The 12944-nt window shown below is 64.5% G+C and carries 11 protein-coding genes and 8 tRNA genes; 18 read left to right on the plus strand and 1 reads right to left on the minus strand.

Translation table 11 applies throughout. From position 1 onward, the window contains the following. Nucleotides 1-32 precede the first annotated feature (32 nt). Genes N440_RS02075 through N440_RS02085 form a run of 3 tightly spaced genes read left to right on the plus strand, consistent with a single transcriptional unit; the run spans nucleotide 33 to nucleotide 2513 of the window. Nucleotides 33-776 (plus strand): cysteine hydrolase, encoded by a 744-nt coding sequence (locus N440_RS02075; protein ID WP_133933924.1) that lies wholly within the window; start codon nucleotides 33-35, stop codon nucleotides 774-776. A gap of 53 nt (nucleotides 777-829) precedes the next feature. Continuing rightward, a complete protein-coding gene (locus N440_RS02080; RefSeq protein WP_049456182.1) occupies nucleotides 830-1738 on the plus strand; it encodes a LysR family transcriptional regulator in 909 nt (302 codons plus the stop codon). Between the two features lie 25 nt (nucleotides 1739-1763). After that, on the plus strand, nucleotides 1764-2513 hold the full coding sequence (locus N440_RS02085) for a sulfite exporter TauE/SafE family protein (RefSeq protein ID WP_133933925.1): 750 nt from the start codon (nucleotides 1764-1766) through the stop codon (nucleotides 2511-2513). A 59-nt stretch (nucleotides 2514-2572) separates the two neighbouring features. Here the strand turns inward: N440_RS02085 and N440_RS02090 are convergent, their stop codons facing one another. After that, nucleotides 2573-3331 (minus strand): Bax inhibitor-1/YccA family protein, encoded by a 759-nt coding sequence (locus N440_RS02090; protein WP_133933926.1) that lies wholly within the window; start codon nucleotides 3329-3331, stop codon nucleotides 2573-2575. 180 nt (nucleotides 3332-3511) lie between these two features. Here N440_RS02090 and N440_RS02095 point away from each other — a divergent pair. The 15 genes from N440_RS02095 (at nucleotide 3512) to N440_RS02165 (ending at nucleotide 12942) form a co-directional block, all read left to right on the plus strand. Continuing rightward, nucleotides 3512-3588 (plus strand) — tRNA-Pro (locus tag N440_RS02095). A 39-nt stretch (nucleotides 3589-3627) separates the two neighbouring features. Further along, a tRNA-Arg gene (locus N440_RS02100) sits at nucleotides 3628-3704 on the plus strand. A gap of 174 nt (nucleotides 3705-3878) precedes the next feature. Beyond that, nucleotides 3879-3955 (plus strand) — tRNA-His (locus N440_RS02105). A gap of 79 nt (nucleotides 3956-4034) precedes the next feature. Then, nucleotides 4035-4110 (plus strand) — tRNA-Lys (locus N440_RS02110). Nucleotides 4111-4307: 197 nt separating this feature from the next. Further along, nucleotides 4308-4383: transfer RNA gene (locus N440_RS02115), tRNA-Lys, on the plus strand. Nucleotides 4384-4631: 248 nt separating this feature from the next. Further along, nucleotides 4632-5000, plus strand: a complete 369-nt coding sequence (locus N440_RS02120) for a hypothetical protein (RefSeq protein WP_133933927.1) — start codon at nucleotides 4632-4634, stop codon at nucleotides 4998-5000. A 138-nt stretch (nucleotides 5001-5138) separates the two neighbouring features. Continuing rightward, nucleotides 5139-5223 (plus strand) — tRNA-Leu (locus tag N440_RS02125). 159 nt (nucleotides 5224-5382) lie between these two features. Next, nucleotides 5383-5943: a hypothetical protein gene (locus N440_RS02130; RefSeq protein ID WP_133933928.1), complete on the plus strand. Its 561-nt coding sequence runs from the start codon at nucleotides 5383-5385 to the stop codon at nucleotides 5941-5943. Nucleotides 5944-6258: 315 nt separating this feature from the next. Then, nucleotides 6259-7554 carry a trigger factor gene (gene tig / locus N440_RS02135; protein WP_008268226.1) on the plus strand — a complete coding sequence of 432 codons (1296 nt, stop codon included), beginning with the start codon at nucleotides 6259-6261 and terminating at the stop codon, nucleotides 7552-7554. Between the two features lie 76 nt (nucleotides 7555-7630). Next, nucleotides 7631-8257 carry an ATP-dependent Clp endopeptidase proteolytic subunit ClpP gene (clpP, locus tag N440_RS02140; protein WP_004146318.1) on the plus strand — a complete coding sequence of 209 codons (627 nt, stop codon included), beginning with the start codon at nucleotides 7631-7633 and terminating at the stop codon, nucleotides 8255-8257. A 126-nt stretch (nucleotides 8258-8383) separates the two neighbouring features. Beyond that, on the plus strand, nucleotides 8384-9673 hold the full coding sequence (gene clpX, locus N440_RS02145; protein WP_004154600.1) for an ATP-dependent Clp protease ATP-binding subunit ClpX: 1290 nt from the start codon (nucleotides 8384-8386) through the stop codon (nucleotides 9671-9673). A 142-nt stretch (nucleotides 9674-9815) separates the two neighbouring features. After that, on the plus strand, nucleotides 9816-12263 hold the full coding sequence (gene lon / locus N440_RS02150; protein WP_133933929.1) for an endopeptidase La: 2448 nt from the start codon (nucleotides 9816-9818) through the stop codon (nucleotides 12261-12263). 217 nt (nucleotides 12264-12480) lie between these two features. Beyond that, entirely contained in the window at nucleotides 12481-12753 is a 273-nt protein-coding gene (locus tag N440_RS02155) for an HU family DNA-binding protein (protein WP_004146343.1), read from the plus strand. 11 nt (nucleotides 12754-12764) lie between these two features. After that, nucleotides 12765-12839, plus strand: a tRNA-Val gene (locus N440_RS02160). 26 nt (nucleotides 12840-12865) lie between these two features. Next, nucleotides 12866-12942, plus strand: a tRNA-Asp gene (locus N440_RS02165). The last annotated feature ends 2 nt before the right edge of the window (nucleotides 12943-12944 follow it).

Raw genomic sequence — 12944 nt, forward strand, 5'->3', positions numbered from 1 at the left:
GTGCCCCACATCCACTGCACAGGAATTCGACCATGAACCTCACCGCCTTTGGCTTGGCCAGCCTGATCGGCATGGCCGGCACCGTCCCGGTCGCTGCCGCCGAGCCGGCCCATCCCACCATCCGCCACATGGCTGGCGCCCCGGTCGCCGCTTCACTGGATGCGGCCAAGACCGCCGTGCTGGTGATCGACTTCCAGAACGAATATTTCGATGCCAAGGCTGCGCCGGGCTTTGCCGGTGGCCGCATGGTCATCCCTGAGGGCGTGGCCGCGCTGCGCCAGACGCGCCGCCTGATCGACTTCGCCGATGCCAATGGCATCCGCGTCATCCACGTGCAGCATGTGCTGCCGGCGGGTGCGCCGCTGTTCGCGCAGGGCAGTGTCAATGCCGCCTTCCATCGCGACATGCAGCCGCGGGCCGGCGAGACCGTGGTGCAGAAGGACAACGTCAGCGTGTTCGCTGGTGGCTCCGCTGCAGTGCTCGACACGATGCTGAAGCAGTCGGGCATCGACACCCTGATCGTCACCGGCCTGCAGACCCACGCCTGCGTGGCCGGCGCCGCCCGCGATGCCGCAGCGGCACCGCGTGGCTACCGGGTGATCGTGTCGTCCGATGCAACGGCCAGTCGCGACCTGGACCTGGCCGGTGGCCAGCGCATCGGCCATCGCGCGCTGCATGAGGCCGCGCTTGCCCAGATCGAGGACACCTTCGGCGATGTCATGACCACTGACGCGATCCTGGCGCTGCCGGTGCGCAAGGCCGGCGACGGCGCTTGATAAGCTGGCAGGGCCCGCACATCGCGGGTCCTGCCAACCGGAGCCGCCCGCCGATGGATCAATTCGCCGCCCTGCGCGCGCTGCGTGCCATCGTCGATGCGGGCAGCTTCACCGCTGCCGCCGAGCGATTGGGGACGACCCATTCGGCCATGTCGCGGCAACTGCGGCAGCTGGAAGAACACCTGCAGGTACGCCTGCTGGACCGCAACAGCCGCCGCCTGTCATTGACCGAGGCCGGGCGTGGCTACTACCGCGAGGCGGCATCCTTGCTCGATCGCCTGCAGGAAGCGGATGAGCAGGCGCGTGCCGGACAGGCCCAACCCAGCGGCACCGTGCGGATCAGCGTGCCGCAGGTGGTGGCCAGCCAGGAGCTGCCGCATTGGCTGCCGACGTTCCTGCAGCGCTACCCGCAGGTGGCGCTGGATCTTTCCGCCGACGATCAGCTGGTCGATGTGGTGGGCGGAGGGTTCGATCTTGCACTGCGCATCGCACCGTCATTGCCTGACAGCCAGCTGGTTGCGCGCGAGCTGGCCAGCTGCCCACGCATCCTGGTGGCCGCACCTGGCTACCTGGCGCGCCACGGCCTGCCCCGGCAGGCGTCGGATCTCGCGCAGCACCTGCTGCTGGGTTTCAGTCCCACACCGGCGATGCCGCCCTGGCAGCTGCACGGGCCGCGCGGTGCCACCGCGAGCATCGAGGCCGGGCAGCGCCTGCGTGTGGATGCCACGCCGGCACTGTACGCCGCCGCGCTGGCCGGCATGGGTATCAGTCTGTTCACTGCGCTGACCGTGCAGGAAGACCTGCGTAGCGGCCGGCTGATTCGTGTGCTGCCGGCCTGGCATGCCGGACAGCGCCGCTACTTCGCGCTGTATCCGCATGCGCGTGCACTGGCGCCGAAGGTGCGTGCGCTGGTCGAGCATCTCGCAGCGCACTACGCTGCGCAGAGTGGTGCGGCAGGGTAGCCGTGCAACTGCAACCGAGGTGGTGATGGAGTCGGTCTATCTGCTGGTCGCGCTCGGCGCGATCGTCGCCGGATTCGTGCAGGGCCTGTCGGGATTCGCGTTCGGCATGGTGGCGATGTCGTTCTGGGCGTGGGGGCTGGAGCCACGGCTGGCGGCGACGCTGTCGGTGTTCGGCGCACTGGTCGGCCAGCTGGTCGCGGTGTTCACCGTGCGCCGCGGATTCAACCTGCGTCTGCTGCTGCCGTTCGTGCTGGGCGGTCTTGCGGGCATTCCGCTGGGCGTGATGGTGCTGCCGCAGCTGGACATGGAGTGGTTCAAGGCGCTGCTGGGGGGCTTCCTGGCGCTGTGGTGCCCGGTGATGCTGATGGCGCGGTCGTTGCCGCCGATCCGCGTCGGCGGTCGCTTGGGTGATGCGATCGCCGGCATGGCCGGTGGGGTGCTCAGCGGCATCGGAGGCTTCGCCGGGCCCGTGCCGACCTTGTGGAGCACGCTGCGTGGTTTCGGCAAGGATGAGCAGCGCGCGGTGATCCAGAACTTCAACCTGGCGATGCTGGCGGTGACCATGGCCACCTATGTCGGCAGTGGTCTGGTGAACCGGCAGATGCTGCCGTACTTCGCCATCGTGGCACCGGCCATGCTGGTGCCGGCCCTGCTGGGCGCGCGGGTGTACATCGGCATCAGCGAGGCGCGCTTCCGCCAGGTCGTGCTGAGCCTGCTGACCGCGTCGGGTATTGCGCTGCTGGCCTCGTCGCTTCCAGCGCTGCTGGCGCGCTGAAGCGTGAAAGGAAAAGGGCGCCACCGGGGCGCCCTTTGTCGTTTACGGCATGGTGGGGCTCAGCGCTGCTGGATCTTCGACAGCAGGCGCAGGAATTCGATGTACAGCCAGACCAGGGTCACCATCAGGCCGAATGCGCCATACCACTCCATGTACTTCGGCGCGCGCTGGGCCACGCCAGTCTCGATGAAGTCGAAGTCCAGCACCAGGTTCAGCGCCGCCACCACCACCACGAACAGGCTGAAGGCGATGCCCAGCCAGCTGGAGTCGTGGATCACCGGGACGTTGATGTTGAAGAAGCCCAGCACGAACGAGGCCAGATAGAGCAGGGCGATGCCGCCGGTGGCAGCGACCACGCCCATCTTGAAGTTCTCGGTGGCCTTGATCACGCCGCTGCGGTACGCGAACAGCAGCGCGGCCAGCGTGCCGAAGGTCAGCAGCACGGCCTGGAACACGATGCCCGGGTACTTCATGTTGAACAGCGCAGACACGGCGCCCAGGAACAGGCCCTCGACCAGCGCGTACATCGGTGCGGTGACCGGCGACCATTCCTTCTTGAAGATGGTGATCAGCGCCAGCACCAGCCCGCTGATCGCGCCGCCCATGGCATACAGCTTGGCTGCGCCCATGACCTCGCCGTACTCGTTGACGGACTGGTTCCAGGCAAAGGCTGCGGTCAGCACGGTCAACAGCAGCAGGATGCCGGTCTTGTTGGCAGTGCCGTTGAGGGTCATGACCTGGTCCGGGCTGGTCACCACCGAGCCGCTGGCGAGGTCGAGGAAGGTCGACTCGGAAAGAGCCGGGTTGCCGCTGCGCATGCGTGTTCTCCGTGCGAATGAGGGTCGGGACGGCCATCCGGCCGATGTCCGCGAGCATAGCCGATGACCATGCAGGGCGCCGTGGCGGATTCATGATCGGTCGCGCCTGCGTTGACAGTTCGCGATGCGCTTGGCGACAATGAACGACTCCCCGGGCCTGGCCCGAGGGGATTGCAAGACCGGGGTATAGCGCAGTCTGGTAGCGCGCCTGCTTTGGGAGCAGGATGTCGGGGGTTCGAATCCCTCTACCCCGACCAATCCCACGCCACGTCGGATTGGACATCGTTCCGGTTCGGGCGCCCGTAGCTCAACTGGATAGAGCACCGGCCTTCTAAGCCGGCGGTTACAGGTTCGATTCCTGTCGGGCGCGCCATTGGCGAGGCACCGGGGTCGTATCGGCAGATGTGAAGAAGTGCTTGCAAAAGCCCACGGACTCCACCAGAATATCGGACTCGCTTCGGCGGACCGGAACTTCGGTGACAGTCTCCAGGCAAAGGTTTGAAGTTCCCGTGCCGGTGGTATCGGCGAGGGGGCAAAAGTTTCAGTGGTGGCTGTAGCTCAGTTGGTTAGAGTACCGGATTGTGATTCCGGTGGTCGGGGGTTCGAATCCCCTCAGCCACCCCACTGATTCAACCGCATCGGCATGGCCGAAACGGTATTGCAATAAACAGAAAGCACGCTACAATGTGCGTCTGAGTTTCACGGGCCGTTAGCTCAGTTGGTAGAGCAGTTGACTCTTAATCAATAGGTCCAAGGTTCGAATCCTTGACGGCCCACCAAGACAGAAGCCACCTGGTACGCCAGGTGGCTTTTTTCTTATTAGTGTGACTCCTTCGTTTTGATGGATCACGTGCAGCAGAGCCCTTCTTTTCAGGGGCGTGCGGCAGAAGCGGGATCGCGGTGCTGGTTTCAACGATGTTGAAAAAAGTGCTTGCGCCCTCCGAGCGGATCGGGTCATAATTCGCGCCCCGATTTCGGGCTGTTAGCTCAGTTGGTAGAGCAGTTGACTCTTAATCAATAGGTCCAAGGTTCGAATCCTTGACAGCCCACCAGACGAAAGCCACTTGGTTCGCCAAGTGGCTTTTTTCTTGCCTGTGCGCCGGGTTGAGCATGCGGATGCCTGCACGCCCGGCCGCACGTCATCCACGCATGGCGTGGATCCACTGAAGCGATGCTGAAATCAGGGGCATACGCGTCATCAGTGTTATCAATGCTGTGCGCTGCTTCTCACCGCATCGCGCCCTGTATCGCACCCAATGCATCTTCCGCGCCGATGGCGCATGCACGAAGGAAGATGTTGATGGCTGATATCGATCGATTGCACCGCACGCTGTGGGCTCCCTTCGCGTTGATGGCGCTGGCTGCCTGCGCGCCGGCCAATGATCCCGCGCAGACCGTCGAACGCGATGCTGGCACGGACAGCACTCCGGCGCACCCGGTCGGTGAGGCCATGCAGATGCAGCCGGCTCAGCCTGCGGAAGGGGAGGCCCTGCCCGACGCGGTGGACGTGCAGCGCAATGCGGATGGTTCGGTGGATGTGCGCAAGGCCACGCCGGAGTCGGTGGCCCTGCGGCGCACCGACGACGGGGGCGTGGAGATCCGCAGGGTGGATGCTGCGGCCGAGCAGGGTGCCGATTCGGCGCCGGCCAAGGCCGGGTCGCAGCCCTGAACCCCGCCGTCCCGGATGAGCTGGCGCTCGCCGGGGCGGTCCGGACGTGCGGGTTGTACGCAAGTCTTCATATTCAGTTTTGTGCAGGCCTTCCGCTTCCCGTCATCGCCTGCGACAATGAACGCCTGTGCCGGCCACGCGAAAGTGGCGGAATTGGTAGACGCCCTGGATTTAGGTTCCAGTGCCGCAAGGCGTGGGGGTTCGAGTCCCCCCTTTCGCACCAGCATCGGTGTATCAAGGCCGGCCAGTGATCCCCCAGCAACACGGCCTGCGAGGGGCGGGTGCGGCAATTGTTGCTCGACCATCTTCACATGAGCGTTATACTTGCTGACCGCATTGCGTGGCCGGAATTGCTGCGCTTACAACAAGGAAGGGGGGATTGATGAAGAAGTTCCTGAAGTGGGCGATCATTGCGATCGTCGGTCTGTTCGTCGCTCTGATGGTGCTTGGCATGGTGATCAATGCCAACAAGTCGCCGGAGCAGCGTGAAGCCGAGGCCGCTGCGCGTGAACAGCAGCGTACTGAAGCTGCCGCCGCCAAGGAGCAGGCCAAGGCCGACGCCGAGGCTTCCAAGGAGCGCGCCAAGGCCGAAGCCGAGCAGAAGAAGCTCGATGAAGAGCGCGCGGCGCTCGATGCGTTGCCGCAGGTGACTGCTGCAGAGCTGGCCAAGGCCTACGAAGAAAACACGGTTGCCGCCGACCAGCAGTTCAAGGGCAAGCGTTTCCGTGTTTCGGGCACGGTGGACTCGATCAACACCGATCTGATGGGCAATCCGTACGTGACCCTGCGCGCGGGCCTGTTCCTGGATCCGCAGTTCTCGTTCAGCCAGGCCCAGCTGGACGTAATCGGCGGCCTGAAGAAGGGCCAGGCGGTGAATCTGGTCTGCACCGGTCGCGGTGATGTCGCCAAGACGCCGATGTCCAAGGACTGCCAGGTGCTCTGACGGCGACGCCGTTGCGCAATGAGGAAAAGGGCGCCGTTGGCGCCCTTTTCTTTGGGCATTGCCGGGTGGGATGGCGCCCGCATCGGGTCGTCCGGTCCTCCTGAACGGGGGGGGACAGACCTGCCCGGTACGGATGATGAGGGGGCCTCGACCCTGGTTCGGGCCCCCTTGACCGGCGCGCGCTGGCAGTGCAGGCCGAATTGGGCGAAACTAAAGGGCTGCGGCAAGCAGGCGCGTCCCAGACGCCGTGTCCTTACAACCGTTTCATCCCAATCATCGAGCCGGGGGCCTGGGCCACCGGTGGCAGGAGTCAACATGCAAGCTTCGATCGAATCCACCGGCAACCTGGAACGCCGCCTGAGCTTCTCGCTGCCGGAAGACCGTCTGCAGAGCCACATCGTCGGCCGCCTGGGCGAAATCGCCCGTACCACCCGCATCAAGGGTTTCCGCCCGGGCAAGGTGCCGGCCAAGGTGATCGAGCAGCGCTTCGGCGCGCAGGTCCGTGGCGAGGCGCTGGACGGCCTGCTGCGCGAAACCTTCGATGCCGCCGTGCGTGAGCACGACCTGCGCATCGTCGGCAGCCCGCGCATCGACAAGGGCGACGAGGGTGAGTTCTCGTTCGTGGCCACCGTGGAAGTGGTGCCGGACTTCGGCGACATCGACGTCAGCAAGCTGACCGTGGTGCGCCACAGCGCCGAAATCACCGACGCCGACATCGACCAGATGATCGAGAACCTGCAGAACCAGCGTCGTACCTGGGCCCCGGTCAGCCGTGGTGCGCAGGACGGCGACCTGGTCGCCGTGGAAACCTGGTCGCAGGCCGGCGAAGAGCGCCTGCCGGCAGAAGGCACCGAGAAGGGTTCGATCGTGCTCGGCCAGGGCATGATGTTCGATACCATCGAGAAGGGCCTGGTCGGCCTGGCCAAGGGTGAAGAAAAGACCCTGGACGTCGAGTTCCCGGCTGACTGGCGCGTGCCGGTGCTGGCCGGCAAGACCGTGCAGGTCACCGTCAAGGTTGCCGAAGTGTCCGAGCCGGTCGTGCCGGCGGTCGACGAAGCCTTCATCAAGAGCTTCGGCGTGAAGGGCGGTGACGTTGAGCAGTTCCGCAGCGACATCCGTGCCAACCTGGAGCGCGAGCTGAAGGGTGCGCTGATGAACCGCCTGCGCCGCGAAGTGGGCGAGCAGCTGATCGCCGCCTACGCTTCGGTGGAAATGCCGCCGCGCCTGGTCGAGAACGAAGCCCGCGCCATGCTGGCCCAGCAGGTCGAGCAGATCCGCCGCAACGGCCAGAACGTCGGTGAGATCCCGGCCGATGCCCATGAAGGCTTCAAGGACGCCGCCGCCAAGCGCGTGCTGGTCGGCCTGCTGGTCGGTGAAGTGGCCCGCACCAACGACCTGCGCCTGGAAGCCAAGCGCCTGAACGAAACGATGCGCCTGATCGCTTCGACCTACGAAGAGCCGGAGCAGGTCATTGAGATGTACCGCAACGACCCCCAGCTGATGTCTGGCCTGCAGAACCGCGTGATGGAAGAGCAGGTGATCGACTGGATCGCCGAGCGTGCCCAGCACACCGAAGAAAAGCTGTCGTTCCAGGACGCGATCCGCCAGTAAGCCCGGGCGGATCACCGAATGCCCCGCGCCTTTGCCGGCGCGGGGTTGTTTCCCCCCAAGATAGGTACCTCACGTAATGGACAACCGAACCAAAGCCCTGAACCTGGTTCCGATGGTGGTCGAGCAGACCAGCCGCGGCGAGCGTGCCTACGACATCTATTCGCGCCTGTTGAAGGAGCGCCTGATCTTCCTCGTGGGCCCGATCGACGATCACATGGCCAACGTGGTGGTGGCGCAGTTGCTGTTCCTGGAATCGGAAAACCCGGAAAAGGACATCAACATCTACATCAACTCGCCGGGTGGCGTGGTCACCGCCGGCATGGCGATCTACGACACCATGCAGTACATCAAGCCGAATGTGAGCACCACCTGCATCGGCCAGGCGGCCTCGATGGGCGCCCTGCTGCTGGCCGCCGGTGAAGCCGGCAAGCGCTACGCGCTGCCGAATTCGCGCGTGATGATCCACCAGCCGCTGGGCGGCTACCAGGGCCAGGCCACCGACATCGACATCCATGCGCGTGAGATCCTGACCCTGCGTTCGCGCCTGAACGAGGTGCTGGCCAAGCACACCGGCCAGTCGCTGGAGACGATCGCCCGCGACACCGAGCGCGACAACTTCAAGAGCGCCTTCGAAGCACAGGCCTATGGTCTGGTCGACCAGGTCCTGGAGCGTCGTCCGGATGAGTCGATCCAGGCCGGTTGACCGGCCTTCACGGGGCCCGGCAGGCCCCGTTCCTGCAGGGTCGGGCGGGACTGGTGTCCCTCCGGCCCTGTGCTATTCTCGAATCGAACCCCCGTTCAGCGGGTGGGGTAACTGGGTAAGCGAAGCATGAGCGAAGACCGCCAAGGTCGTTCCACGGACACCGGCAAGATCCTCTACTGCTCTTTCTGCGGCAAGAGCCAGCATGAAGTGCGCAAGCTGATTGCGGGTCCGAGCGTATTCATCTGCGATGAGTGCGTGGAGCTGTGCAACGACATCATCCGTGAGGAACTCGAGGAAAAGGCGCAGTCGGCGCGCAGTTCGCTGCCCAAGCCGCGCGAGATCCTCGAGGTTCTCGACCAGTACGTGATCGGCCAGAACCGCGCCAAGCGCACCCTGGCCGTGGCCGTGTACAACCACTACAAGCGCATCGAGAGCCGGCAGAAGAACGACGACGTCGAACTGGCGAAGTCGAACATCCTGCTGGTCGGCCCGACCGGTTCGGGCAAGACGCTGCTGGCCGAGACCCTGGCCCGCCTGCTCAACGTGCCGTTCACCATGGCCGACGCCACCACGCTGACCGAAGCCGGTTACGTGGGCGAGGACGTGGAGAACATCATCCAGAAGCTGCTGCAGAAGTGCGACTACGACGTCGAGAAGGCGCAGCAGGGCATCGTCTACATCGATGAGATCGACAAGATCTCGCGCAAGAGCGAGAACCCGTCGATCACCCGCGATGTGTCCGGCGAAGGCGTACAGCAGGCCCTGCTGAAGCTGATCGAAGGCACCGTGGCCAGCGTTCCGCCGCAGGGCGGCCGCAAGCATCCGCAGCAGGAATTCCTGCAGGTGGACACCAAGAACATCCTGTTCATCTGCGGCGGCGCGTTCGCCGGGCTGGACAAGGTGATCCAGGCCCGTTCCACCGACGTCGGCAGCATCGGCTTCGGCGCCAAGGTCAAGAGCAGCGAGCGCAAGCAGGAAGTGGGCAAGGTGCTGGCCGAAGTCGAGCCGGAAGACCTGATCAAGTTTGGCCTGATTCCCGAGTTCGTCGGCCGCCTGCCGGTGGTGGCGACCCTGGAAGAGCTGGACGAGCCGGCCCTGATCAAGATCCTGACCGAGCCGAAGAACGCCATCACCAAGCAGTTCAAGAAGCTGTTCGAGATGGAGAATGTCGAGCTGGAGTTCCGTCCGGACGCGCTGTCGGCCATCGCCAGGAAGGCGCTCAAGCGCAAGACCGGCGCCCGCGGCCTGCGCACCATCGTCGAATCGGTTCTGCTGGACACCATGTACGACCTGCCGTCGCAGGAAAACGTCAGCAAGGTGGTGGTGGACGAGTCGGTGATCGAGCACAAGTCCGAGCCGTACCTGATCTACCAGACCCCGGCGGCCCCTGAACAGAAGGCCGCAGGCGCCGAGTGATCCTTCCAGGTTGTTGATTGGAAAGGATTTTCAAGGAATGCCTTGCATCTGAAAGCCGATGGCCCCATAACGGGGCCATCGGCTTTTTTTGTCTCCGGAAGATGCCCTCCCGGAGGCGGTTTTCCCCTTCCCTGGAGCCCCCATGGCCCGTTCCCCAAGTGAAACCCTCGACCTGCCGGTCCTGCCGCTGCGCGACGTAGTGGTGTTCCCGCACATGGTCATCCCGCTGTTCGTCGGCCGTGACAAGTCCATGCACGCGCTCGAACAGGCAATGGAAGCGGACAAGCGCATCCTGCTGCTGGCGCAGAAGTCGGCCGAGACCGACGACCCGCATGCGGCCGACCTCTACCAGGTCGGTACGCTGGCGCAGGTGCTGCAGCTGCTGAAGCTGCCCGACGGCACCATCAAGGTGCTGGTCGAAGGCCTGTCGCGCGTGCAGGTCAGCCACGTCGACGAGCGCAACGGCTCGCTGCACGGCCAGGCCGTTGAGATCGATGCCACCGATGAACGCGAAGCCCGCGAGGTCGAGGCGATCGCCCGCTCGCTGATGTCGCTGTTCGAGCAGTACGTCAAGACCAACCGCAAGCTGCCGCCGGAACTGCTGCAGACGCTGTCGGGCATCGATGAGCCGGCCCGCCTGGCTGACACCATCGCCGCGCACATCAGCGTGCGCCTGGCCGACAAGCAGCGCCTGCTGGAAACGCTGGCCGTGAGCGACCGCCTGGAGATGCTGGTCGGTCTGGTCGATGGCGAGATCGATGTGCAGCAGATGGAGAAGCGCATCCGCGGCCGCGTGAAGTCGCAGATGGAGAAGAGCCAGCGCGAGTACTATCTCAACGAACAGATGAAGGCCATCCAGAAGGAACTGGGTGACCTGGACGACGCGCCGGGCGAGCTGGAAGAACTGGCCCGCAAGATTGCCGAAGCCGGCATGCCGAAGGCCGTTGAAGCCAAGGCGCGCAACGAACTGAACAAGCTCAAGCAGATGTCGCCGATGTCGGCCGAAGCGGCGGTCGTGCGCAACTACCTGGAGTGGCTGCTGGGCGTGCCGTGGAAGAGGCGCAGCAAGGTGCGCAAGGACCTGAAGGCTGCGCAGGACACCCTCGATGCCGATCACTACGGCCTGGAGAAGGTCAAGGAACGCATCCTTGAATACCTGGCGGTGCAGTCGCGCGTGAAGCAGATGAAGGGCCCGATCCTGTGCCTGGTCGGGCCGCCGGGCGTGGGCAAGACCTCGCTGGGCCAGTCCATCGCCAAGGCCACCAACCGCAAGTTCGTGCGCATGTCGCTGGGCGGCGTGCGCGATGAAGCCGAGATCCGTGGCCATCGCCGTACCTATGTGGGTTCGATGCCGGGCCGCATCGTGCAGAACCTCAACAAGGTCGGCAGCAAGAACCCGCTGTTCGTGCTCGACGAGATCGACAAGATGTCGATGGATTTCCGCGGCGACCCGTCATCGGCGCTGCTGGAAGTGCTCGACCCGGAGCAGAACAACGCGTTCAACGACCACTACCTGGAAGTGGACCTGGACCTGTCCGAAGTGATGTTCGTAGCGACGTCGAACTCGCTGAACATCCCGGGCCCGCTGCTGGACCGCATGGAAGTGATCCGCATCCCCGGCTACACCGAGGATGAGAAGCTCAACATCGCCACGCGTTACCTGGTGCCGAAGCAGATCAAGGCCAACGGCCTGCAGCCGGAAGAACTGGAGATCGGCAGCGATGCGATCCAGGACATCGTGCGCTACTACACGCGCGAATCGGGCGTGCGTAACCTGGAACGCGAGATCGCCAAGATCTGCCGCAAGGTGGTGAAGGAGATCGCGCTGGCCGGCCCGCAGCCGGTGAAGGCGAAGAAGGGTGCGAAGAAGAAGGCGCTGGTGAGCGTGTCCAGCAAGAACCTGGACAAGTACCTGGGCGTGCGTCGCTTCGACTTCGGCCGTGCCGAGGAAGAAAACGAGATCGGCCTGGTCACCGGCCTGGCCTGGACCGAAGTCGGTGGCGATCTGCTGCAGATCGAATCGACGCTCGTGCCGGGCAAGGGCCAGCTGATCCTGACCGGCCAGCTCGGCAACGTGATGAAGGAATCGGCGTCGGCGGCGCTGTCGGTGGTGCGTTCGCGCGCGGTCGGCTTCGGCATCGACAGCGACTTCCTGCAGAAGCATGACGTGCACCTGCACGTGCCGGACGGTGCCACGCCGAAGGACGGCCCCAGTGCCGGTGCGGCGATGGTCACCTCGCTGGTGTCGATGCTGACCAAGGTGCCGGTGCGTGCCGATGTGGCGATGACCGGCGAGATCACCCTGCGTGGCCGCGTCACCGCCATCGGTGGCCTGAAGGAAAAGCTGCTGGCTGCGCTGCGCGGCGGCATCCGCACGGTCATCATTCCGGAAGAGAACCGCAAGGACCTGGCCGACATCCCGGCCAACGTCACCCGCGATCTGAAGATCGTGCCGGTGAAGTACATCGAAGAAGTCCTGGACCTGGCGCTTGAACGTCCGTTGGCACCCAAGAAGGCACGCAAGAGTGCGCAGCGTGTCACGGTGCGCGGCAAGGCCAAACCGAGTGGAAGCGCGCGCGTCAAGCATTGACGCGCGCTGTCCGATGGCCCGAAACCCGCGTCGTTGCTGGCTTTCCAGCTTGCGTGGGGGTAGGGCCACTGGTATAAAAGCAGCACTCGCGAATGAGTGATCGCTGTCAGCGATGACTGAATCGGCGAACCGTTTCCACATGGCGGCCGCATGCAGAAGGCGTGCGGTTGCTTCCCTGTCGAATAAGCGGAACCCACCGCCAAAGGAGTTGTAGAGAATGAACAAGACCGAATTGATCGATGCCGTTGCTGAAGCTGCCGACCTGACCAAGGCCGAGTCCAGCCGCGCTGTCGATGCCGTCGTTGCTGCCGTCACCAAGGCGCTGAAGGACGGCGATGCGGTCACCCTGGTTGGCTTCGGTACCTTCCAGGTCCGCGACCGTGCTGCCCGCACCGGCCGCAACCCGAAGACCGGCGACACCATCAAGATCGCTGCTTCGAAGAATCCGTCGTTCAAGGCTGGCAAGGCCCTGAAGGATGCTGTAAACTAAGCGGCTCGCTAGGGTGCTTAGCTCAGCGGTAGAGCGTCTCCTTTACACGGAGAGGGTCGGGGGTTCGAAACCCTCAGCACCCACCACAGCACCGCGGTAAAAGTTTGAGTGTGGAGCGGTAGTTCAGCTGGTTAGAATGCTGGCCTGTCACGCCGGAGGTCGCGGGTTCGAGTCCCGTCCGCTCCGCCATT

The organism is Stenotrophomonas sp. CC22-02 (assembly GCF_004365115.1).
Lineage (GTDB): Bacteria > Pseudomonadota > Gammaproteobacteria > Xanthomonadales > Xanthomonadaceae > Stenotrophomonas > Stenotrophomonas forensis.